The organism is Streptosporangium sp. NPDC002721 (assembly GCF_042888905.1).
Lineage (GTDB): Bacteria > Actinomycetota > Actinomycetes > Streptosporangiales > Streptosporangiaceae > Streptosporangium.
In genome coordinates, this window is record NZ_JBIAQI010000008.1 from 165,694 (window position 1) to 187,414 (window position 21,721).

The 21,721-nt window shown below is 71.9% G+C and carries 19 protein-coding genes; 6 read left to right on the top strand and 13 right to left on the bottom strand.

The features are described from left to right. Positions 1 to 69 precede the first annotated feature (69 nt). The 3 genes from ACFYWM_RS13040 to metH form a co-directional block, all read right to left on the bottom strand. Complete coding sequence (locus ACFYWM_RS13040) at positions 70 to 627, bottom strand: cellulose synthase (protein ID WP_389913151.1); 558 nt, start codon at positions 625 to 627, stop codon at positions 70 to 72. Positions 628 to 912: 285 nt separating this feature from the next. Beyond that, positions 913 to 1,587 (bottom strand): HAD family hydrolase, encoded by a 675-nt coding sequence (locus ACFYWM_RS13045; protein WP_389913154.1) that lies wholly within the window; start codon positions 1,585 to 1,587, stop codon positions 913 to 915. Positions 1,588 to 1,633: 46 nt separating this feature from the next. Continuing rightward, positions 1,634 to 5,098 carry a methionine synthase gene (gene metH / locus ACFYWM_RS13050; RefSeq protein WP_389913157.1) on the bottom strand — a complete coding sequence of 1,155 codons (3,465 nt, stop codon included), beginning with the start codon at positions 5,096 to 5,098 and terminating at the stop codon, positions 1,634 to 1,636. A 286-nt stretch (positions 5,099 to 5,384) separates the two neighbouring features. Here metH and ACFYWM_RS13055 point away from each other — a divergent pair, with 286 nt between their 5' ends. Beyond that, a complete protein-coding gene (locus tag ACFYWM_RS13055; RefSeq protein WP_389913159.1) occupies positions 5,385 to 6,239 on the top strand; it encodes a PAC2 family protein in 855 nt (284 codons plus the stop codon). A 255-nt stretch (positions 6,240 to 6,494) separates the two neighbouring features. Beyond that, positions 6,495 to 7,130 (top strand): hypothetical protein, encoded by a 636-nt coding sequence (locus ACFYWM_RS13060; RefSeq protein ID WP_389913163.1) that lies wholly within the window; start codon positions 6,495 to 6,497, stop codon positions 7,128 to 7,130. Between the two features lie 202 nt (positions 7,131 to 7,332). Here the strand turns inward: ACFYWM_RS13060 and ACFYWM_RS13065 are convergent, their stop codons facing one another. The 5 genes from ACFYWM_RS13065 to ACFYWM_RS13085 form a co-directional block, all read right to left on the bottom strand. Continuing rightward, positions 7,333 to 8,067 carry a sirohydrochlorin chelatase gene (locus ACFYWM_RS13065; RefSeq protein ID WP_389913166.1) on the bottom strand — a complete coding sequence of 245 codons (735 nt, stop codon included), beginning with the start codon at positions 8,065 to 8,067 and terminating at the stop codon, positions 7,333 to 7,335. Then, entirely contained in the window at positions 8,064 to 9,233 is a 1,170-nt protein-coding gene (locus ACFYWM_RS13070) for a uroporphyrinogen-III synthase (RefSeq protein ID WP_389913169.1), read from the bottom strand. The genes ACFYWM_RS13065 and ACFYWM_RS13070 overlap by 4 nt, the downstream gene beginning before the upstream one ends. Before the next feature lie 76 nt (positions 9,234 to 9,309). Further along, entirely contained in the window at positions 9,310 to 9,681 is a 372-nt protein-coding gene (gene nirD / locus ACFYWM_RS13075; protein WP_389913172.1) for a nitrite reductase small subunit NirD, read from the bottom strand. Between the two features lie 66 nt (positions 9,682 to 9,747). Next, positions 9,748 to 12,195, bottom strand: coding sequence for a nitrite reductase large subunit NirB (gene nirB / locus ACFYWM_RS13080; RefSeq protein WP_389913174.1), 2,448 nt, complete (start codon positions 12,193 to 12,195; stop codon positions 9,748 to 9,750). A 233-nt stretch (positions 12,196 to 12,428) separates the two neighbouring features. Further along, positions 12,429 to 13,751 (bottom strand): MFS transporter, encoded by a 1,323-nt coding sequence (locus ACFYWM_RS13085; protein WP_389913176.1) that lies wholly within the window; start codon positions 13,749 to 13,751, stop codon positions 12,429 to 12,431. A gap of 235 nt (positions 13,752 to 13,986) precedes the next feature. On the opposite strand from ACFYWM_RS13085, the gene ACFYWM_RS13090 reads away from it, so the two are divergent. Together ACFYWM_RS13090 and ACFYWM_RS13095 are read left to right on the top strand one after the other, a co-directional pair. Then, positions 13,987 to 14,463: a peptide deformylase gene (locus tag ACFYWM_RS13090; RefSeq protein ID WP_389913179.1), complete on the top strand. Its 477-nt coding sequence runs from the start codon at positions 13,987 to 13,989 to the stop codon at positions 14,461 to 14,463. Between the two features lie 215 nt (positions 14,464 to 14,678). Next, positions 14,679 to 14,882 (top strand): cold-shock protein, encoded by a 204-nt coding sequence (locus ACFYWM_RS13095; RefSeq protein ID WP_344903117.1) that lies wholly within the window; start codon positions 14,679 to 14,681, stop codon positions 14,880 to 14,882. Positions 14,883 to 15,210: 328 nt separating this feature from the next. Here the strand turns inward: ACFYWM_RS13095 and mshC are convergent, their stop codons facing one another. The 5 genes from mshC to ACFYWM_RS13120 all read right to left on the bottom strand — a co-directional run bounded on the left by mshC (position 15,211) and on the right by ACFYWM_RS13120 (position 19,446). Continuing rightward, positions 15,211 to 16,434 carry a cysteine--1-D-myo-inosityl 2-amino-2-deoxy-alpha-D-glucopyranoside ligase gene (gene mshC / locus ACFYWM_RS13100; RefSeq protein ID WP_389913182.1) on the bottom strand — a complete coding sequence of 408 codons (1,224 nt, stop codon included), beginning with the start codon at positions 16,432 to 16,434 and terminating at the stop codon, positions 15,211 to 15,213. A gap of 92 nt (positions 16,435 to 16,526) precedes the next feature. Continuing rightward, positions 16,527 to 17,255 carry an NRDE family protein gene (locus ACFYWM_RS13105; RefSeq protein WP_389913185.1) on the bottom strand — a complete coding sequence of 243 codons (729 nt, stop codon included), beginning with the start codon at positions 17,253 to 17,255 and terminating at the stop codon, positions 16,527 to 16,529. Positions 17,256 to 17,401: 146 nt separating this feature from the next. After that, a complete protein-coding gene (locus tag ACFYWM_RS13110; RefSeq protein ID WP_389913188.1) occupies positions 17,402 to 18,163 on the bottom strand; it encodes an SCO1664 family protein in 762 nt (253 codons plus the stop codon). Next, on the bottom strand, positions 18,160 to 18,735 hold the full coding sequence (locus tag ACFYWM_RS13115) for a DUF3090 domain-containing protein (protein WP_389913191.1): 576 nt from the start codon (positions 18,733 to 18,735) through the stop codon (positions 18,160 to 18,162). The genes ACFYWM_RS13110 and ACFYWM_RS13115 overlap by 4 nt, the downstream gene beginning before the upstream one ends. Positions 18,736 to 18,744: 9 nt before the next feature. Continuing rightward, on the bottom strand, positions 18,745 to 19,446 hold the full coding sequence (locus tag ACFYWM_RS13120; protein ID WP_389913194.1) for a histidine phosphatase family protein: 702 nt from the start codon (positions 19,444 to 19,446) through the stop codon (positions 18,745 to 18,747). Positions 19,447 to 19,511: 65 nt separating this feature from the next. Between ACFYWM_RS13120 and ACFYWM_RS13125 the strand changes: the two genes are divergently transcribed. Both ACFYWM_RS13125 and ACFYWM_RS13130 read left to right on the top strand, forming a co-directional pair. Continuing rightward, a complete protein-coding gene (locus tag ACFYWM_RS13125) occupies positions 19,512 to 20,456 on the top strand; it encodes an aldo/keto reductase (RefSeq protein WP_389913198.1) in 945 nt (314 codons plus the stop codon). A 263-nt stretch (positions 20,457 to 20,719) separates the two neighbouring features. Beyond that, positions 20,720 to 21,700, top strand: coding sequence for a hypothetical protein (locus tag ACFYWM_RS13130; RefSeq protein WP_389913200.1), 981 nt, complete (start codon positions 20,720 to 20,722; stop codon positions 21,698 to 21,700). Positions 21,701 to 21,721 lie beyond the last annotated feature (21 nt).

Consider the following 21,721-nt stretch of genomic DNA (forward strand, 5'->3'; position numbering starts at 1 on the left):
GGTAATGTCCGGAAGCCGTTCCGCTTATGTCTCGGATTCGTGACACGGAAACGGGGTGACGACACAGCGTCACCCGATCCCCCGGCGCTTCAGGATGTCCTCGATATCGGAGAAGTCGTCGTCGCCCGCCGGCTTCGCCGCGGGCCTGGCTCCGGCGGCGGCCCTGGAGACGGGCGAGGGGGCGGGCGTGCGCTTGGGCAGCGGCTGCGTGACGGCCGTCGCGCCCGGCGCCGCCGGTGCCGCCGACGGCACGGCCCTGTGCTGCCCACCGGAGGCCGGGGCGCTCGCGACGGACGCCGCTGACGCCGAGGACGCGGCTCTGAGCTTGCGGCCACGCAGGAAACCCGAGACCAGGAAGAGCAGCGCGGAGAGCCCGGCCACCCCCACCCCGGCCCACACCGTGGGGTTGAGCACCAGGTTGGCGACGAACGTGACGACCGCCGTGCCGATCTGCCACAGGGTCGGCAGCGCATTGGTCAGGAAGGCGGCGATCGGCAGCAGCGACCAGGCCGCGGCACGCAACCCCGCCGCGGCGCCCCGCCGCCGCATCACCAGGAAACTCAACACCAGCCCCACGCCGGTGACCCCGGCGCAGAGCGGCAACCACGCGATCTGTTCGAACGACATAGCGGACCGCCCCTCGTATCGGCTTACCCCGATCTCCATCCTGGCACGTGGAACCGGGACGGGCCCTCCTTCCTGAGGAGGGATCACCCCTTAGGGGATACGGGCTGGTTCGCCCGAAAGATCAGGGACGATCCCCGACCCCGCCTCCTGTGGTGGCGAGACCGGTATCACGACCGCGGGGCCGAAGCCGGGGAACCCACCGGCGGGGAGCGATCCGGAAAGGACCCCACCGGCGGGAGAGCCGCCCGTGAACGACTAGTCCGTGAACGACTAGTCCGTGAACGACTAGTCCGCGGACGGCTCACCGAGAACCGGCTCGCCGGAGGAGAGCGAGCGCAGGATCGCCACGTCGACCTCCAGCAGCGAGCCGACGACGAGGCGGCCGGGCGCGGCGGGGATCGGCAGCACGCTCGGCACCGCCACCACCCGGCAGCCCGCGGCGGTGGCCGACGTCACCCCGTTCGGGGAGTCCTCCAGGGCGACGCAGCGGGCCGGGTCGACGCCCAGCAGCCGGGCGGCCGTCAGGTAGGGCTCGGGGTCGGGCTTGGTCCTGGCGACGTCGTCGCCGGTGACCACGCGGTCGAAGTTGTGCGCGCCGATGCTCTTCAGGCACGCCTCGGCGATCGTCCGGACCGACGAGGTGACCAGGGCGGTGGCCAGGCCCTGCCCGCGTACCTCCGCCAGCAGCTCGGCGGCGCCGGGCATCATCTCCACCCCGCCCGCGAGTCTGGCGATCATGCCCTCCAGCATCCAGGCCTCCACCTCGGCGGGGGTGGCGCCCCCTCCGGAGATCCTGAGCATGTAGGCCACCGTGGCCGGCATGGAGCCGCCCACCAGGTTCTCCTGGTGCGCCACCCCCCACTCGCCGCCGAGCCGTTCCATCACCTCGGTCTCGACCTGAAACCAGATCTTCTCGCTGTCGACGAGAAGCCCGTCCATGTCGAAGAGAACCGCTTCCATCATTCCCGCCGAACCCCCTTGGCCGACTACGCGCCGGTCATATGTCTCACACGTTGAAATAGTTGGCCTCAGGGTGATGGACGACCAGCGCGGACGTCGACTGCTCGGGGTGGAGCTGGAACTCCTCCGACAGCTCGACGCCGATCCTGGCCGGATCGAGCAGCTCCATCAGTTGAACCTGGTCCTCCAGGTTAGGGCAGGCCGGGTAACCGAATGAGTAGCGGCAGCCGGCGACGTTCACCTTGAGCATGTCCTCCAGGGACTCGTCGCCGCCGATGCCGAGCTCGGAGCGCACGCGCGCGTGCCAGTACTCGGCCAGGGCCTCGGTCAGCTGCACCGACAGCCCGTGCAGCTCCAGGTAGTCGCGGTAGGCGTCCTTGGCGAACAGCTCGGCCGCGGCCTCGGAGACCCTGTTGCCCATCGTCGCGACCTGGAGGGCGACGACGTCGACCTCGCCGGAGTCCTTGGAACGGAAGAAGTCGGACAGGCACAGGTGCCGGTCGCGGCGCTGGCGCGGGAAGGTGAAGCGGGTGCGCTCGTTGCCTCCCTCGTCCAGGATGATCAGCGAGTCGCCGTCGCTGACGCACGGGAAGTAGCCGTAGACGACCGCCGCCTCCAGCAGCCCGTCGGTCTGCATCCGCTCCAGCCACATCCGCAGGCGTGGGCGGCCCTCGGTCTCGACCAGTTCCTCGTACGAGGGCCCGCCGCCGCCACGCGCGGCCTTGAGGCCCCACTGGCCCATGAACGTCGCCCGCTCGTCCAGGAACGCGGCGTACTCGGCGAGCGGCACGCCCTTGACGACACGCTCGCCGAGGAAGGGCGCCGTCGGCACCGGGTTGTCGGCGGCCACGTCGGAGCGGGCGGGCAGCTCCTCCACCGGGGTCCTGGCCAGCGTGGCGCCGCCCTTGACCCGGCGCTCGCGCAGTGGCGGCAGGCCGGCGCCCTTGTCGCCGCGCTTGACCGCCATGAAGGCGTCCATCAGCCGCAGCCCCTCGAAGGCGTCGCGGGCGTAGCGGACCTCGCCCTGGAAGAGCTCCGCGAGGTCCTGCTCGACGTAGGCGCGGGTCAGCGCCGCCCCGCCGAGCAGCACCGGGAACTTCTCGGAGATGCCCCGGGAGTTCATCTCCTCCAGGTTCTCCTTCATGATGACCGTGGACTTCACCAGCAGCCCGGACATGCCGATGACGTCGGCCCTCTTCTCCTCGGCGGCCTCCAGGATGACCGACACCGGCTGCTTGATGCCGAGGTTGACGACCTCGTAGCCGTTGTTGGACAGGATGATGTCGACCAGGTTCTTGCCGATGTCGTGCACGTCGCCCTTGACGGTGGCGAGCACGATGCGGCCCTTGACCTCGCCCTCGACCCGCTCCATGTGCGGCTCCAGGTAGGCGACCGAGGTCTTCATCACCTCGGCCGACTGGAGCACGAACGGCAGCTGCATCTGGCCGGAGCCGAACAGCTCGCCGACGGTCTTCATGCCGTCCAGCAGCACGTCGTTCACGATCTCCAGGGCGGGGCGCCGGGCCAGGCCCTCGTCGAGGTCGGCCTCCAGGCCCTTGCGCTCGCCGTCGACGATGCGGCGCTTGAGCCGCTCCCACAGCGGCAGCGCGGCGAGCTCCTCGGCCTTGCTCTCCTTGAGCGCGGCGGCGTCGACGCCCTCGAACAGCTCCATGAACCGCCGCAGCGGGTCGTAGCCCTCCCTGCGCCGGTCGTAGACCATGTCCAGGGCGACCTGGCGCTGCTCGTCGGGGATGCGCGCCATCGGCAGGATCTTGGAGGCGTGCGCGATCGCCGCGTCGAGACCGGCGTTGACGCACTCGTTGAGGAAGACCGAGTTGAGCACGACGCGGGCGGCCGGGTTGAGGCCGAACGACACGTTCGACAGGCCCAGGACCGTCTGCACCCCGGGGTGGATCCGCTTGATCTCCCTGATCGCCTCGATCGTCTCCAGCGCGTCGCGCCGGGTCTCCTCCTGGCCGGTGGCGATGGGGAAGGTGAGCATGTCGACGAGGATGTCCTCGACCCTCATGCCCCATTTGCCGGTCAGGTCCTCGATGAGGCGGGCCGCGATCTCGACCTTCAGGTCGGCGGTGCGGGCCTGGCCCCGCTCGTCGATGGTGAGGGCCACCACGGCGGCGCCGTACTCGCGGACCAGGGTCATGTTCCGGTGGAAGCGCGTCCCGGGGCCGTCGCCCTCCTCGTAGTTGACCGAGTTGACGACCGCGCGCCCGCCGAGCATCTGCAGCCCGGCCTCGATGACGGCGGGCTCGGTGGAGTCGAGGACGACCGGCAGCGTGGAGGCGGTGGCGAAGCGGAACGCCAGCTCCCTCATGTCGGCCACGCCGTCGCGGCCCACGTAGTCGACGCAGAGGTCGAGCATGTGCGCGCCGTCGCGGGCCTGCCCCCGCGCGATCTCCACGCACTCCTCCCAGTCCTGGGCGAGCATCGCCTCGCGGAAGACCTTGGAGCCGACGGCGTTGGTGCGCTCGCCGATGGCCATGTACGAGGTGTCCTGGCGGAAGGGGACGCTCTGGTAGAGGGAGGAGGCCCCGGCCTCGGGGCGGGGGCGGCGCGGGGCCGGCTCCCGCCCGCGGACCCGCTCGACGACCTGGCGCAGGTGCTCGGGGGTGGTGCCGCAGCAGCCGCCGACCAGGGACAGCCCGTAGTCGCGGACGAAGTTCTCGTGCGCCGAGGCCAGCTCCTCGGGGCTCAGCGGGTAGTAGGCGCCGTCGGAGGTGAGCACGGGCAGCCCGGCGTTGGGCATGCACGACAGGCGGACCCGGGCGTGGCGGGCCAGGTAGCGCAGGTGCTCGCTCATCTCGGCGGGACCGGTCGCGCAGTTGAGGCCGATCACGTCGACGCCGAGCGGCTCGATCGCGGTCAGGGCCGCGCCGATCTCCGAGCCCAGCAGCATCGCGCCGTTGGTCTCGATGGTCACCTGGGCGATGACCGGCACGTCGCGGCCGGAGTCGGCGACGGCCCGGCGGGCGCCGATCACCGCGGCCTTGACCTGGAGGAGGTCCTGGGAGGTCTCGATGATCAGCGCGTCGGCGCCGCCGCCGACCAGGCCCGCGGCGTTGTCGTAGTAGGCGTCGCGCAGCACGTCGTACGGCTTGTGCCCGAGGGTGGGGAGCTTGGTGCCGGGGCCGATGGAGCCGAGCACGAAGCGCGGGCGGTCGGGGGTGGACCAGGCGTCGGCGGCCTCGCGGGCGACGCGGGCACCGGCCTCGGAGTACTCGAAGACGCGCTCGGAGATGTCGTATTCGCCGAGAGCTGAAAGGTTGGCGCCGAAGGTGTTGGTCTCGACGCAGTCGACCCCCACCTCGAAGTAGGCCTCGTGCACGGCGCGGACGATGTCGGGACGGGTGACGTTGAGCACTTCATTGCAGCCCTCATGGTCTTGGAAGTCATCCATGGTGACGTCGTGGGCCTGAAGCATCGTCCCCATGGCCCCGTCGGCGACCATCACGCGCTCGTTCAGGACTTCACGGAAAGACGGAGTGCTTGTCATGCGACAAGAATACTTGGGAGCCGTCCGGGCCCCCTGGTTCCCGGCGGCACCCCTGGCCTCAACTGGACCTTCCGTCCAATTGACCTGGTGAGCGCCCCGCCGGGCCCGTCGCCGCCCGGTGCGCGGGCCGCGCACGGGCCGCGTACGGGCCGCGTACAGGCCACGTACGGGCCACGTACGGGCCACGACGTCCTGATCGTCCACAGCATGTCGGGAAGGTGACGTGAAGGCCCCCTCACCGCATAGGCTTAGCCGGATAGGACGTGAGGTGAGAAGGAGGGGGCGCGTGATCGAGATCGAGGGCCTGCCCGAGCTCGTCGACCCGGTGATGATCGCCGCGTTCGAGGGGTGGAACGACGCGGGTGAGGCCTCGAGCGGAGTGATCGCGCACCTCGAGGAGCAGTGGAAGGCGACCCCGCTCGTCTCCCTGGACCCCGAGGAATACTACGACTTCCAGGTGACCCGCCCGATCGTCGAGATGGGCGAGGGGCTGACGCGTTCCATCACCTGGCCGACCACCAAGCTGTCGGTGGCCAGGCCCCCGGGCGTCGACCGCGACGTGGTGCTGCTGCGCGGCATCGAGCCCAACATGCGCTGGCGCGCGTTCTGCGAGGAGATCGTGTTCGTCTGCCGCGAGCTGGGGGTCGAGCTCGCGGTCCTGCTCGGCGCGCTGCTCAACGACTCCCCGCACACCCGCCCGGTGCCGATCGTGGGCTCGGCGACCGACGAGGGCCTGGCCAGGGCGATCAACCTGGAGCTGAGCCGCTACGAGGGGCCGACGGGCATCGTCGGCGTCCTGCAGCACTCCCTGGGCGCCGCCGGGCTGCACGCCGTGTCGCTGTGGGCCTCGGTGCCGCACTACGTGGCCCAGCCGCCCAACCCGAAGGCCACCATGGCGCTGCTCAGCCGGATGGAGGACCTGCTCGACATCCCGATGCCGCTGGGCGAGCTGGCCGAGGAGTCCCGGGCCTGGGAGCACGGCGTCGACGAGCTGGCCTCCCAGGACAGCGAGGTCGCCGAGTACGTCAAGGAGCTGGAGGAGCGCAAGGACGCCGCCGAGCTGCCCGAGGCGAGCGGCGACGCCATAGCCGCCGAGTTCGAGCGCTACCTGCGCCGGCGCGACCGTGACTCCGACGGCTGAACTCACGGCGTACGGTTACCACCGGGCGCTCTTTTTCGCCTAGGTTGAATCAAGGTTGAATCAAGGTCGAACCCGGGGTCGGGTCCGGGTCGACACGAACCGATCGGGCACGCCCCGGACCGACGGGGGCGTGCCGAGCGGAGAACCGGACGTCGGCGACTCCACGGCCGAAAGGACACGGCCCCGTGGACACCGGCGGACGACACATCACCGTCACGACCATCTGTCCATGTGACTGCGCACGTTAGGGCGACCATGGCGACTCCCTATATCGACCCGTACCAGATCGACCACTACCAGCCGACCGACCTCGACCCGCACCGCAACACCCAGGAGGCGCGGCGGCGCGTCCTCGAGCTGGCCGCGTTCATGAAGCGCGAGGAGGCCGGCGAGGCCACGCACCCGCGCTCGCGGGGCACCGCGTCCGGGCACGCCATCGACCTGTTCCTCGCCCTGCTGCAGGACCGGCTCCCGGTCTGGCGGCGCGTCCTCGACGACCTGATGTACCTGGTCGGCAAGGGCCGGGTGAGCGAGAACCTGCTGCCCATCGCGCGGGCGGGCATCGACTACTACTGCGAGGTCCAGGCGGCGGCGCTGCCCGCCTTCACCTCCCCCTCGGTCACGGTCCGCTTCCGCGAGGCGATGCGCGACAGCGACATCGGGCCGATGTCGGAGATCGTCCCGCTCACCGCGTACCTGGCGGCCGAGCAGCGCGCGGGGCGCCTCTCCCCCGACGTCGTCCCGGTCGCCAGCGCCCGGCTGCTGCTCGCCGGGTGCTTCAGCCACGCCTACTACGAGACGCTTCTCGGCGCCGACGACTTCCTGCCGTCGCGGGACGACGTCGCCGAGGAGATCGTCCGCGAGCTGAGGCTGGAGCTCCGGCAAGCCTGACCACCGCCCGCGACCGGACCGGGGCCTCACCGACCCTGACCGTGCGCGCGCTCGGACCGGGCCCCGGCGAGCCTGCCCCTCACGACCGGACCGGAGCCCGCCGGGCCTGACCGCCCCCCGCGGTCGGACCGGAGTCCCGCCGAGCCCGATCGTCCCCTCACGACCGGACCGGAGCCCCCCGGACCCGGCCGACCCCCCGCGGTCACCGGCTCCGGGCGGGCCCCGCCGGGATCCGCGGGCCCCTGTCGAGACCGGCCGCCACCGCCGCCAGGCGGGCCTGGTCGAACCGGGCCCACACCAGCGCGGCCAGGTCGGCGTCCACCCCCAGGGGAGCGGCGACCAGGTCGGCGCCCGACGCCTCCAGGCGGTCCTGGAAGAAGCCGGGGGCCAGGAGATAGGAGGCCAGCGCGATCCGCGGCGCCGGTCCCGAGCGCAGCCGTTCCAGGGCCTCCGAGATCGAGGGGGCGCCCGTCGCGGCGAAGGCCGCGGTGACCGGGCGGGAGAGCCGCACCGACAGCAGCCGGGCCGCCGCCCGCACGTCGGCCAGCGCGGCCGGGTCGGACGATCCCGCCGCTCCCAGGATCACCGAGTCGGCCGCCCGGAGCCCCGCGGCCGAGAGCCGCCTGGCGAGGACCGCGGTGAGCAGCGCGTGCGGCCCGAGCGGGGCCGCGACCACGGCGTCCGGCCGGGCGGAGGCCACCACGGAGGGCAGGTCGATGTGGACGTGGTAACCGCCCGCCAGCAGCAGCGGGACCACCACGACGGGTCCGGGCAGGCCGGGCAGCACGTCGGCGAGCAGCGGCGAGCTGATCTCCAGGAACGCCTGCTCCACCCGCGTCCCCCGGCGGCACCCGCGCACCAGGTCCCGCAGCCCGGCCAGGGTCTCCTCGCCTCGCGCGCTGCGCGTCCCGTGCCCGGCCAGGACCAGTGTCGTCACAGGCCTTCGCCCCGGTCGCAGGCCAGGCGGTAGCCGCGCTTGACGACAGTCTCGACGATCCCCGCGGGACCGAGCGCGCGGCGCAGGCGGGTGATGGCCATCTCGACCGCGTGCTCGGCCGAGTCGCGCGACGGGCCGCCGGGGAGCACGGTCCGCAGGTCGGAGCGGGCCACCACGTGTCCCGGCTTGTCGGCCAGGCGCTTGAGGACCGCCATCGGCGCCGGAGGCAGCGGCTTCAGCTCGCCGTCCACCGCGACGGCGTGGCCGCGGATCTCCAGCCGGTGGCCGCCCGCGACCAGGCGGGTGACGCTGTGCTCGGGCAGGTGCCTGGCGAGGGTACGGGCCAGCGTGCCCAGGCGGGAGCGCTCGGGCTGCACGGTGGGCACCCCGCGCGCCTCCAGCGGCCCGGCGGTGACCGGGCCCACGCAGGCGGCGACGACCGGCCCGGCGAAGGCCGCGACCAGCGCGTCCTCCAGGCCGTCCGCGCGGGCGGAGTTGAGCATGGCCAGCACGGCCGGGGCGCTGGTGAAGGCCACCGCGTCCACCCCGCCGGAGATCGCCTGGCTGACCAGGCGCCGCAGCGGTGACACGTCGCGGTAGGGCAGCCACCGGTAGACCGGCACCTCGATGACCTCCGCGCCCGCCTCGCGCAGCGCGGCCACGAAACCGGTCAGCGGCTCGCCGTGCAGCTGCACGGCGACGCGGCGCCCGCGCAGGTCCTGGGCGAGCAGGTGCTGCTTGACCTCCTCGCACGACTCCGTGGGCGGGGTCCAGTGGTCGGTCAGGCCCGCCGCCCTGACCGCGCCGCGCGCCTTGGGCCCGCGGGTCAGCAGCCGGGCCGCGGTCAGGTGCTCGGCGAGGTCGCCGGACAGTCCCCAGCCCTCGGCCGCGGCCATCCATCCGCGGAAGCCGACGCCGGTGGTGACCACCACGTCGTCGACCGGGGCGGCCAGGGTGGCGCGGGTCGCGGCCAGCAGGTCGGCGTCCTCGGCCAGGGGCACCAGCCGGATCGCCGGGGCCCGCACCACCCTCGCGCCCCGGCGTTCCAGCAGCGCGCAGAACTCCTCGCGCCGCCGGGTGGCGGTCACCCCGATCGTGAACCCGGCCAGCGCGTCGGGCGCGGTCTCGGGAGAGCCGATGGGACTGTCCAGAACGGCGGTGCTCATCTGTCGTTCACCACTTCTCGCTCGATGTTTCCTCGGTATCCGGCCGCCCGCGTCCGCATCCCGCGCCCGCCCACGCTCACCGGGGGCCCACCTCCACCGTTCCGCCGGTGACGCGGATCGGGTAGGTCGGCACGGCTACCGCGGGCTCGTCCAGGCACACCCCCGTGAGGAGGGAGAACACCTGCTTGTGCATCGGGGAGGCCACCACGGGCTCGCCGCCCCTGGTGCCCACGATCCCCCGGGACAGGACGTGGGCGCCGCTGAACGGATCGCGGTTGCCGATCGCGAACAGGGAGCCGTCGAAGGCGCGGAACAGCGCTATCTGGCTGCCGCCGACGAGCGCGCACGCCCCGCGCTCGGGCAGCAGGTCGGCGTAGGAGCAGACCGCCGTCCAGGCGGTCGTCTCCAGCGTCTCCGGTGTCTCCAGGTCTTCTCTCAGGGCAGTCATCGGCGAAGGCCTCCTCTCCTGGGGTCCTCTGGGTCCTCTGGGTCCTTGTGGTGCGGGCGGTCCGGATCAGGAGCGGACCACCTCCAGCGGGATCAGCACCGGCTTCACCTGGTCGCGCTCGGGCTCGAAGGCGATCGACGGGTCCGGGGTGCCGGGGGCGTTGACGAAGGAGACGAACCGCCGCAGCTTCTCCGGGTCCTCGATCGCGGCGCGCCACTCGTCGGCGTACCCGGTCACGTGCCGCTCCATCTGGGCCTCCAGGTCGGCGCAGATCCCCAGGGAGTCGTCCAGGACGACCTCCTTGACGTAGGCCAGGCCCTGGGCCTCCAGCCAGGCGGAGGTGCGCTGCAGGCGGTCGGCGGTGCGGACGTAGAACATCACGAACCGGTCGATGACGCGGACCAGTTCCTCGGTGCTCAGGTCGGAGGCGAACAGGTCGGCGTGGCGCGGGGTGAAGCCGCCGTTGCCGCCCACGTAGAGGTTCCAGCCCCGCTCGGTGGCGATGACGCCGAAGTCCTTGCCGCGCGCCTCGGCGCACTCGCGGGCGCATCCGGAGACGGCCGACTTCAGCTTGTGCGGCGAGCGCAGGCCCCGGTAGCGCAGCTCCAGCGCGATGGCCAGGCCGACGGCGTCCTGCACCCCGTACCGGCACCAGGTCGAGCCCACGCAGGACTTCACCGTGCGCAGCGCCTTGCCGTACGCCTGCCCGGACTCGAAGCCCGCGTCCACCAGCCGCTTCCAGATCAGCGGGAGCTGCTCCACCCGGGCCCCGAACAGGTCGATCCGCTGCCCGCCGGTGATCTTGGTGTAGAGGCCGAAGTCGCGGGCCACCTCGCCGATCACGATGAGCTTGTCCGGGGTGATCTCCCCGCCGGGGATGCGCGGCACCACCGAGTAGGTGCCGTTGCGCTGGATGTTGGCCAGGAAGTGGTCGTTGGTGTCCTGCAGGGCGGCCTGCTCGCCGTCGAGGATGTGGCCGTTGCCCAGCGAGGCGAGGATGGAGGCGACGACGGGCTTGCACACGTCGCAGCCTCGCCCGGTGCCGTGCTCGGCGATGAGGTGCGAGAACGTCGTGATGCCGCGCACCCGGACGATGTCGAACAGCTCCGCCCTGCTGTACGCGAAGTGCTCGCACAGGGCCTTGGAGACCTCGACGCCCGAGGAGACGAGGAGCTGCTTGAGCGTCGGGACGCAGCTGCCGCAGGTGGTGCCCGCGCGGGTGCACGCCTTGATGCCCGGGACGTCGGTGAGGCCGTGCTCGACGATGGCCGCGCACACCTGGCCCTTGGTGACGTTGTTGCAGGAGCAGACCTGCGCCTCGTCGGGGACCTCCATGTTCGCCGGACCCCCGGTGAACAGCAGCTCACTCGGCGAGCCCGGCAGGTCGCGGCCGACGAAGGGCTTGAGGGTGTTGTACGGGGTGGCGTCGCCGACGCAGATCCCGCCGAGCAGGGTGCGGGCGTCGTCGCTGACGAACAGCTTCTGGTAGACGCCGCCCACCGGGTCCATGAAGGTCACGTCCAGCGCGCCCTCCATCGCTCCGAACTGGGCGACCTCCACGCCGAGCAGCTTGAGCTTGGTCGACAGGTCCGCGCGGGTGAAGACCGCCTCGCCGCCGAGGATGCGGTCGGCGGCGACCTCGGCCATCGTGAAGCACGGCCCCACCAGCCCGTAGACCATGCCCTCGTGCAGGGCGCACTCGCCGATCGCGTAGATCGCCGGGTCGCCGGTGCGCATCCCGTCGTCCACGGCGATCCCGCCGCGCGCGCCGACCTCCAGACCGGCCTGCCTGGCCAGCTCGTCACGCGGCCGCACGCCCGCGGAGAAGACCACGATCTGCGCCTCGACGGTCTCGCCGTCCGGCTTGACCAGGCCCGCCACCCGCCCGTCCGGGCCCGCGACGATCTCCCTGGCCCCGGCCTCGGTGTGCACGCTCAGACCGAGCGCCTCCACGTGGCCGCGCAGGACGGCGCCGCCGCCCTCGTCGACCTGGCGGGGCATGAGCCAGCCGCCCATCTCCACGACGTGCGTCGCCAGCCCCAGGCCGCGCAGCGCGTCGGCGGCCTCCAGCCCCAGCAGCCCGCCGCCGATCACGACGCCGCTCGTGGCGCCCGAGGCGGCCTCCCTGATCGCGTCGAGATCGTCGATCGTGCGGTAGACGAAGCAGCCGTCCAGCTCCCTGCCCGGCACCGGCGGCACGAACGGGCTGGAGCCGGTGGCCAGCACCAGCACGTCGTACGGTTCGCGGTGGCCGTCGGCGGTGACGGCCTCGCGCGCCTGCCTGTCGATCTCCACGACCCTGGACGACAGCCGCAGCACGACCCCCTCCGGCGTCGGGTAGGTAAGGTCTTCGACGCTCCTGCCCGTCAGGTAGGAGGTGAGCGCCACCCGGTCGTACGCCGGCCGGGGCTCCTCCCCCAGCACCGTGATGCTCCCCGCGAAGCCCTTGGCGACCAGAGCCTCGACCAGCCGGTGCGATGTCGGTCCGTGTCCTACCACGACGAGCCGTGACATGGTTGGCCTTTCCCCTCTCGTCCGCTCCGCCCCAGCCTTCACAGGCGTCTGGGGGGGAAGTGAGACCGGCATGGATCCGATGGTGCTTTCAGGCGGTTTCACCGCGAGGTCTCCCCTGTTACCGATGTGCTACAAGCCGCTAACCGTGTTCACATTCGCGATGAGGCGGATGTGAGTCGTCCGTCGGCCGGGCCGGTGCCGGATGTGATCACGGGCGCCCGCCACCCCGGTGGTCACACGCGGGCCGCGGCCAGGCTCGGCACCGATCCCGCGGTACGCAGGTAGCAGGCCCAGGTGATGACCGCGCACACGACGTAGAAGGCGGCGAAGGAGGCCAGGGCCGCCCCCGCTCCCCCGGTCGCGGCGATGGAGCTGCCGAACCCACGGTTGATGAAGAACCCGCCGAAGGCGCCGATCGCGGAGATGATCCCGATCGCGGCGGAGGCGTCACGCTTCCCGACGGCGGCGGCGGCCTCGTGGGCGTCCGTACCGGGGGCGATGCCCGCCACGGCCTTCGCCCGGAAGATCGCCGGGATCATCCGGTAGGTGGAGCCGTTGCCGATGCCGGTGGTGGCGACCAGGAGCATGTAGGCGCAGAAGAACAGCGCGAAGACGTGCTGGGACAGGCCCTGCCAGACCAGCGCCGCCGCCCCCGCCATCGCGGCGAAGTTGAAGAGCGTCACCCGCGCCCCGCCGAGCCGGTCGGACAGCCAGCCCCCGACCGGGCGGATCATGGAGCCGAGCAGCGGGCCGATGAAGGCCAGTCCCACCAGGGAGGCCTGCTCGGGGAACTGGCTCTTGATGAGCAGCGGAAAGGCGGTGGAGTAGCCGATGAAGGAGCCGAAGGTGCCGATGTACAGGACCGACATGATCCAGGTCTGGGCCCGGCCGGCGACCTTCAGCTGGTCGGCGGGACTGGCCTTGGCGGAGGTCAGGTTGTCCATGAAGAAGTAGGCGCCGATCGCGGCGGCCAGGACGAACGGGATCCAGAACAACCCGGCGGCGGCCAGGCCGAACGCCCCGATCACCAGGGGCATGACGAGCTGCACGGAGCTGACCCCGATGTTGCCGCCCGCCGCGTTGAGCCCGAGCGCCGCCCCCTGCCTGTCCTGGGGGTAGAAGTAGGTGATGTTGGCCATGCTGGAGGCGAAGTTGCCACCGCCCAGGCCCGCCGTGGCCGCGATCACCAGGAACATCCAGTAGGGGGTGGCCGGGTCGCCGACCGCGATGGCGAGCAGCACCGCGGGCACGAGCAGCAGCAGGGCGCTGACCACGGTGAAGTTCCGGCCGCCGAACCTGGCCGGGGCGAAGGTGTAGGGGATGCGCAGCGCCGAGCCGACCAGGTTGGGCAGGGCGACGATCCAGAAGAGCTGGTCGGTGGAGAACTCGTAGGAGCCCAGCTGCACGGCCACGATGCTCCACACGGTCCACAGCGTGAACCCGAGGTGCTCGGCGAAGATGGAGAAGACCAGGTTCCTGCGGGCCACCTTCCTGCCCCGCTCCCGCCAGAAGGCGGGGTCGTCGGGCCGCCAGTCGCTGATCCAGGGCTTGGCCATCTTTTCCTCCTGCGGGTTTCGGGGGCTTCGATCCCGAAACTTAGGAGGGCGGCATTACGCACATTCACTATCTGTGATGGTGCGCCGGTTACGTGTGACTAACCATGGAAATACGCAATGCACACGTCGCACATCGGCAACCTCCCGGAAACGCGAAGGACGAAAGGGCAACGGTTGAGCCGCGCGGCAACGGGAATCGTCTCCGTTGCCGATTCGTTCGCCTCGGGGAGTGCGCGTGGCCGTCCAGCCGATCCGACCGTTCACCGATCCCGTGCTCCGCACGGTGTCCGAGCCGGTGACCACCTTCGACCGCCCGTTGCGCGCCCTGGTCAAGTCGCTCCAGGTCACGATGCGGGCCGGCGCGGGCCGCGCGGGGCTGGCCGCCCCGCAGATCGGCGTCCCCCTGCGGGTCGTCGTCTACGAGCTCGACGGCAGGTCCGGTCACCTGGTCAACCCGCGCCTGGAGCTGTCCGAGCGCAGGATCGTGGCCGACGAGGCCTGCCTGTCGGCGCCCGGCCGCTGGTGGCCCCTGGAACGCTCCTACATGGTCACCGCCCGTGGCCGCGACATGTTCGGCAAGCCCGTCACCGTGCGCGCCCTGGGCATGCTCGCCCGCGTCCTGCAGCACGAGGCCGACCACCTCGACGGCACCCTGTTCGTCGACCGTCTCCCCGAGGACGAGCGCGAGCGGTTCTTCGCAACCATCTCGTGACTTGCGCACCTTGGGATCGTCAGATAGGCTTGCATGGTTGCAGTCGTAGTTCTCAGCTTAGCCTTATCATCTCAAGTGCTTATGAGAAGTCCGCCGACAGCGGACGTTACACAGTTTCTCCGGATGGTTTCCGCGGGTGCATGGTAGGGTCCGCAACGCAGCCCCGTGCCGCCGACCTGGTGGTTCGGTGAGGCTCCCAATGAGGAGAAGTAGTTTTGTCTGAGGGCACCGTTAAGTGGTTCAACGCCGAAAAGGGCTTCGGATTCATCGCACCGGATGACGGCACCGCCGATGTCTTCGTGCACTACTCGGCTATCAACTCCGGCGGCTACCGCAGCCTGGAGGAGAACCAGCGTGTCAGCTTCGTCACCACGCAGGGCCAGAAGGGCCCGCAGGCCGACCAGGTTCAGGTCATCTGATCCGGTCTGACCTCAAAGGCTTCAGATAGGGCCCGCACCGCGCAAGCGGTGCGGGCTCCGTCGTTTTCCAGGGCCACACGTTTCCAGGGCCACATCCGGCGGGGCGCCCCGGTGCCGCTCGTGGCGCACGCCACGCCGCGGGCCCCACCGTCTCCCGGGCCGTTTCCAAGGTCACACCCGGCGCGGGCCGACCCCGTGCCATCCGTGGCGCACGCCACGCCGCGGGCCCCACCGTCTCCCGGGGGCCGGCGGCGCACCTGGATCGAACCGGGCGCCGCCGCGCGCCAGGAGGCCCGTCACGCCCCCCGAGCTCCGCACCCCGGAGCGTCTAGAGCGCGACCCCGAGCAGCGCGTCCACGGTCTCCCTGACGAGGACGGGCGCGTTCGGGTCACTGCCCCCCTCCGACAGGGCCCGCTCCGCCCAGTCGTCGACGGCCGCGAGGGCCCCGGGGGCGTCCAGGTCGTCGGCCATCCGGGCGCGCACCCTTTCGAGCACGACACCGGCGTCGGGGCCGGTCTGCAGCCCCGCGGCCGAGCGCCAGCGCGCCAGCCGCACCTCCGCCGAGCCCAGCTGCTCGGAGGTCCACTCCCAGTCGGAACGGTAGTGGTGCGCCAGCAGGGCCAGCCGGATGGCCATCGGGTCGGCCTCCCGGCGCAGGCGCGAGACGAAGATCAGGTTGCCCTTCGACTTGGACATCTTCTCGCCGTCCAGGGCGACCATGCCCGCGTGCACGTACGCCCTCGCGAAGGGCCACTCCCCGCACGCCACGTGGCCCTCATGGGCGCCGCACTCGTGGTGGGGGAAGATCAGGTCGGAACCCCCGCCGGCGACGTCGAAACCGCTGGACAGGTTCGCCAGGGCGATCGCGGTGCACTCGATGTGCCAGCCGGGCCTGCCGGGGCCGAACGGCGAGGGCCAGGACGGCTCCCCCGGGCGCTCCGCGCGCCAGAGCAGCCAGTCGAGCGGGTGCTTCTTGCCCGGCCGGTCCGGGTCTCCCCCGCGCTCGCCGAACAGGGTGAGCATGTGCTCCTCCGGGTAACCGGAGACGGCCCCGAACTTGGGGGCGGCGGCCACGTCGAAGTAGACGTCGCCGTCGAGGACGTAGGTCGCGCCCTTGTCGCGCAGCGACACGATCAGGTCGGCGACCTGGTCGATCACCTCGGTCACGGCGACGTAGTCACGCGGCGGGAGGATGCGCAGCGCCTCCATGTCGGTCCGGAACAGCTCGATCTCACGCTCGGCCAGGTCCCGCCAGTCGATGCCGGTCTGCCCGGCACGTTCCAGCAGGGGGTCGTCGACGTCCGTGGCGTTCTGGGTGAAGTGCACCTCGTGACCGGCGTCGCGCCAGGCCCGGTTGACCAGGTCGAAGGCGAGGTAGGTGTTGGCGTGGCCCAGATGGGTGGCGTCGTAGGGCGTGATGCCGCAGACGTACATCCGTGCCGTGCGGCCCGGCTTTGTGGGGCCGGTCTCTCGCGCGGCGGTGTCGAACAGCCGCAGCGGGACACCGGCACCGGGAAGCCGAGGAACCTTCGGCTCAGACCACGATCTCATAAAATGAAGCCTATCCAGCGGTTGGACCACCCCGGTTGGCTCGGGATGGTGGATAACAGGGGCACTCACCTCAACTCCGGGAGCCGACCGGATCATTCCGTGCGGATCTCGCGGAAGGCGCCCGGATCACGAGGGTCTGCGGTGAACTCGTAGCGGACGCCGCCGGGCGCCAGGGCCAGCAGGGTCACGGAGCCGGAGGCGAAGGTCCGCCCGTCGGGCAGCTCGTGACGGACGATCATCGTGCGGGGGTCCTCGAAGGGAATCCCCGCCCCGGTGGCGAGTTCCCGCCACTCCTCCCAGGGGCCGTCGAGCTCCAGGGGGCGGCCCGCCTTGGCGAACAGCGGGCGGAAGAACGCCACCCGCTCGTTCTCCGCGCCGCGCTCCCAGCCGCTGTTGACGATCATGTGGGTCCCCGGCGGGAGGTCGTCCCGCTCCAGGGTGATCCCGTCCCAGTGCCACAGGCGGGCCCCGTCGGGATCGGCCCTTAGCAGGTGGAAGGGGTCGTAGTGTTCAAGCTCGTCCTCCGCGGGCCCGCCCCCGGCCGCCGCCAGGAGCGCCAGGTCGCCCCGCGAGCGGCGGGCCTCCTCGGGGGCGAGCACACCGAGCCCGTTGAGGAGGGCTCCGACCCGCCTGGCCCCGGGGTCGACGGCGAGCCAGGTGCCGCCTCCCCGCAGATCACGCCCGCCGATCGGGCCGGGCCCGCCGTCCGGCCAGTGCCGGGCCGGGGGAACCCAGGGGCGGTCGACGAACTCGTCGCGCACCCCGACCACGATCAGGGGGATCTCGGCGCTCGGATCGATGCTGACGACAACCGTGCACATGCCCCGGAGGCTACGCCCTCGCGGGGGGCGGGCGCGGACCGGGGCCCTCCGTCGGGAGGGAAACCGAGGTCACGGAGGCCGCGACCGGAGAGCCGCCTCCTCGCGGGACGCCGGTGCCCGGGGCGGCGGGCCGGCGCGCGAGGACCTCAGATCGGCGGCCAGGGGATGGCGGGCCAGTCCTTGGAGGGGAGGGGGTGCAGGCCGGTGTCGAGCAGCCTGCGGACCCGCGACCAGGTGGCCTCGACCTCGTGGAGGGTGAGGAGCTCGCGAAGGCGGCGGCCGAGGCGGCCCTGCTCCAGGTCGGACTCCAGGCGGGTCAGGACGTTCATGGCCTCGCGGGACAAAGGTTTGCCGCGCCACTGCCACAGCACGGTGCGGAGCTTGTCCTCGGCCGAGAAGGAGACCCCGTGGTCGACGCCGTAGACGTGACCGTCGGCGAGCGGCAGCAGGTGGCCGCCCTTGCGGTCGGCGTTGTTGACGATGGCGTCGAAGACGGCCATCCGCCGCAGCGAGGGCTGGCGGCTGCGGATCAGCACCATCAGGTCGGTGCCGGGGTCGGTGTCGATCCAGAGCTGGCACATCCCCGGGCCGAAGGGGCCGTCGCGGTAGACGGTGGGCGGCACGATCCGCCAGCCGATCGCCGCGGAGACCTCGTAGGCGGCGACCTCGCGGGCCGCCAGGGTGCCGTCGGGGAAGTCCCAGAGGGGGCGTTCGCCCCGTACCGGCTTGTACACGCAGGCCGCCGCGAGCCCGCCGAGCCGGACCGAACAGTAGAGCGTCATGTTGGTCGCCTCGACCAGGCGGCCCGCCACGTCAAGTTGGCCGTCACGGAGCAGACGCGTCGCGGTCTCGTCGTCCAGCCCCGCGGCCGGCGCCGCACTCAGCGTCGGCTCGCTCTCAGCACTCATTCGCCTCCTCCAGCAGATGAAGCGCTACTACCCCGGTAACCATTGAGCCGCACACAAATATGCCCCTCGGCGTCGAGAGGCTGGGCGCAGAGAGGGCAGGGCGGGCGGCCGGCGGCGACGAGCGCCATGGCCCGCTTGGTGAAGGCCCTCGCGGCGCCGGGGCTGATGTGCACGCGCAGCACCGTGGGCTCGACGAGCGGGGACGGCTCGAACTCCTCGTCCTCGGCGACGGCCTCCTTGGCCTCGATGACCACCTGTGAGGCCTCGGAGTCCCAGGCCAGGGCCATGACGCCGACACGGAAGTCCTCGCTGATCGGCACGTCGAGGGGGGCGTTGTCCGCCAGCGCGGCCGGGGCGACGGCGGGCACGGGGACACTGCCCTCACCGCGTCGCAACACCTCGTCGAGCAGCTCGTCGAGACGGTCGGCCAGCGCCGCGACCTGGAACTTCTCCAGCGCCACGGTGGTCAGCCTGCCCTGGCCCCGGGCCTGCAGGAAGAAGGTTCGTGACCCCGGTTGCCCCACGGCACCGGCCACGAACCTCTCGGGTGGATCGTAGTCGAAGACCGGCATAGCCCGACCTTACGTGGTTCCGGATCCGCCGCCGACTGCGGCATCGCTCCCGGTGGGATTTTCTCCCCCTTCCGCGCCCTCCGAACCCTCCCCGAGGCGCAATCCGGCCACATCTCCGCCCAGGTCGTTGAGCCTGAGCACGAAGGGGCGCAAGGGGGTGTAGCGAATGGCGGTGAGCGACGCCGGGTCGGCGGTTATCCGCTGGAACTGGTCCAGGTGCAGCCCCATGGCGTCGGCCACGATGGCCTTGATCACGTCCCCGTGGCTGCAGACGAGATAGACCGCCTTGGGGCCGAGGCGCTCGTTCCACTCCCTGACGGCCGTCACGGCGCGGTGCTGGACGGCGGACAGGGACTCCCCGCCGGGGAACGTCACCGCGCTCGGGTGGGCCTGCACGACGGGCCAGAGGGGGTCCTTGGCGAGCTCGGCGATCGGGCGGCCCGTCCAGTCGCCGTAGCGGCACTCGCCGAAGCGCTCGTCGGTCAGCACCTCCGCCCCCCGCCGTCCCTCCGCGACCGCCTGCGCGGTCTCCTGGCAGCGCTCCAGCGGGCTGGAGACGATCGCGTCGAGCTCCAGGGAGGTCAGCCGCGCGGCGAGCGCCTCCGCCTGGGCCCGTCCCGCGTCACTGAGGTGCACGTTCGGGGTCCAGCCCGCGAGGACCGGACCGGTGAGGTGGGTAAGGCCGTGTCTGGCCAGCAACAAGGTCGTCACGCGGGCAAGTCTTGCAGCCTTCGCTCCACTACTTTTAAGTGGCCGGGCGGTAACCTGGCCGGATCATGGAGCAGCGCTATGTGGGCCGGAGCGGCTTGTCGGTGTCCCGCCTGGGACTGGGGACGATGACGTGGGGACGTGACACCGGCGCCGAGGAGGCCGCGGCGCAGCTCCGCACGTTCGCCGAGGCCGGCGGCACGCTCATCGACACCGCCGACGTCTACACCGGTGGCGACGCCGAACGGCTGCTCGGGCGGCTGCTGCGCGACTCGGTGCCGCGTTCGGAGCTGGTGCTGTCCACCAAGGCCGTGCTCACCCCGGCCGGGCGCAGGCCCCGCGACGCCTCCAGGAAACACCTGGTCGCCGCGATCGACGCCTCCCTCACCCGCCTGGGCGTCAACGAGGTCGACCTGTGGCAGCTGCACGCCTTCGACCCCGACGTCCCGCTGGAGGAGACCCTGGCCGCCGTGGACGCCATCGTGTCCTCGGGCCGGGCCGCGTACGCCGGGGTGTGCGACTACGCGGGCTGGCAGCTGGCGACCGCCGCCGTGGGGCAGCGGGCGGTCCCCGGCAGGGTGCCGATCGTCGCCGCCCAGGTCGAGTACTCGCTCCTGGCCAGGGAGGCCGAGCGCGAGCTGATCCCCGCCGCCGAGCACGTCGGCGCGGGTGTGCTCGCCTGGTCGCCGCTCGGGCGCGGGGTCCTCACCGGGAAGTACCGGACGGGCATCCCCGCCGACTCCCGGGCCGCGACCCCGCACTTCGCCGACTTCGTCACCCCCTACCTCGACGAGCGCTGCCGCCGGGTCGTGGAGTCGGTGACGACCGCCGCCGAGGGGCTCGGCGTCTCGCCGCTGTCGGTGGCCCTGTCATGGGTACGCGACCAGCCGGGGGTGGCCTCCGCCATCGTCGGCGCCCGCACCCACGCGCAGCTGTCCGGGGTGCTCCAGGCCGAGGACCTGACGCTGCCCGTGGAGATCAGGGAGGCGCTCGACGACGTGTCCGCGGACTGAGGCTCGAGACCGGGGAGGCATCGAGGAGACACCGGGGAGACACCGGCGCGGACGGCCTCCCAGGAGAACCGGACTCTCAGAAGAACCGAACCCTCAGGAGAACCGAACGAGAATTCGTCTCGCGTATCACTAGTCGATACCGAATGACGACTTTCCGTGGAAAAAACGAGCCTCCCTACAAAACTGTCAAACAGGTGGCAGGGGGGCACCTGGATGCCGGCGGGATCTCATGGCCGGCATCCGGTCCGGGGTGAAGGAGACGAGTGCGAACTGCGATGGCGGCAGGCGTTCTGGCGCTGGCGCTGGGGGGTGGGATTCCGGCTGTCGCGATCGTGCCCGTGAGCACCGCCCGGGCGAGCACGCGGACGGACGACTGCGACCGCGGGGGGCTGCTGGGCACCGTGACGGGCCCGGTCTGCCAGGTCGTGGACGACGTCGTGGACGGCCTCACGAAAGAGGGCTCCCCGCTCTCCCCCTCACCCCTGCCCTCCGGCGGAGGCGCCGCCGAGGACAACTCCCGGCTGCCCGCCGAGGAGGCACCCGCAGAGACGGAGACGTCGCAGACCCCGCAGACCCCGCAGACCTCGGCACCGGCCCCCTCCGCCTCCAGGACCCCCTCCGGAAAGAAGCCACCCGCCACGAAGGACACGGAAGGATCCTCCGGCGGCACGCAGCCGTCCCAGCCCCAGGGCCCCGCCGACTCCTGCCGGTCCGTGGCCTCCTCCAGGTGCGCCGACCCGTCGGTGGCCCCCCTCAGCCAGGATCCGCAGCAACCGGCGACCTCCACGGAGACGAGCCGGCCCCAGGCCTCGCCGACCCCCAGCCCGTCGGCGACGCCCTCGGCGAGCCCCTCGCTGGACCAGGGCGCCGCCCCGGCGCGAAAGAGCCCGGTTCCGGCGCCGGCCGACCCGGGGCCGCTTCCCGTGCCCCACCCGGTGACCAGGACGCTCACGGCCGACGTGGGCGAGCCGGTGGCCCCCAGGCCCTCGTCACCCGTGGTCGACGCCGAGGCGCCCCGGGTGGAGCTGTTGTGGCCCGCCCCGCTGATGCAGGAGCTCCAGCGGCAGATGCCGGAGGCGCAGCCGGTGACGCCCACCCGGTCGTCCGACACGGCGAGCACCGTGCTCACCACGGCGGTGCTCGTCTCGACGATCCTCGCGGTCCGCCTGCTGTACAGCAGGCGCAAGATCAGGGAGTCGATACCGTTCGAGCCCGCCCCGCCGGGACACCACCGGGTGGCCTGACCGCGCCGCCCCCGCCCCTCG

Excerpts from the sequence above, each read along its gene's own strand:
- ACFYWM_RS13040 (WP_389913151.1), bottom strand. The coding sequence starts at position 627 with ATGTCGTTCGAACAGATCGCGTGGTTGCCGCTCTGCGCCGGGGTCACC.
- ACFYWM_RS13045 (WP_389913154.1), bottom strand. The coding sequence starts at position 1,587 with ATGGAAGCGGTTCTCTTCGACATGGACGGGCTTCTCGTCGACAGCGAG.
- metH (WP_389913157.1), bottom strand. The coding sequence starts at position 5,098 with ATGACAAGCACTCCGTCTTTCCGTGAAGTCCTGAACGAGCGCGTGATG.
- ACFYWM_RS13060 (WP_389913163.1), top strand. The coding sequence starts at position 6,495 with ATGGCGACTCCCTATATCGACCCGTACCAGATCGACCACTACCAGCCG.
- ACFYWM_RS13070 (WP_389913169.1), bottom strand. The coding sequence starts at position 9,233 with ATGAGCACCGCCGTTCTGGACAGTCCCATCGGCTCTCCCGAGACCGCG.
- nirD (WP_389913172.1), bottom strand. The coding sequence starts at position 9,681 with ATGACTGCCCTGAGAGAAGACCTGGAGACACCGGAGACGCTGGAGACG.
- nirB (WP_389913174.1), bottom strand. The coding sequence starts at position 12,195 with ATGTCACGGCTCGTCGTGGTAGGACACGGACCGACATCGCACCGGCTG.
- ACFYWM_RS13085 (WP_389913176.1), bottom strand. The coding sequence starts at position 13,751 with ATGGCCAAGCCCTGGATCAGCGACTGGCGGCCCGACGACCCCGCCTTC.
- mshC (WP_389913182.1), bottom strand. The coding sequence starts at position 16,434 with ATGAGATCGTGGTCTGAGCCGAAGGTTCCTCGGCTTCCCGGTGCCGGT.
- ACFYWM_RS13105 (WP_389913185.1), bottom strand. The coding sequence starts at position 17,255 with ATGTGCACGGTTGTCGTCAGCATCGATCCGAGCGCCGAGATCCCCCTG.
- ACFYWM_RS13110 (WP_389913188.1), bottom strand. The coding sequence starts at position 18,163 with ATGAGTGCTGAGAGCGAGCCGACGCTGAGTGCGGCGCCGGCCGCGGGG.
- ACFYWM_RS13115 (WP_389913191.1), bottom strand. The coding sequence starts at position 18,735 with ATGCCGGTCTTCGACTACGATCCACCCGAGAGGTTCGTGGCCGGTGCC.
- ACFYWM_RS13125 (WP_389913198.1), top strand. The coding sequence starts at position 19,512 with ATGGAGCAGCGCTATGTGGGCCGGAGCGGCTTGTCGGTGTCCCGCCTG.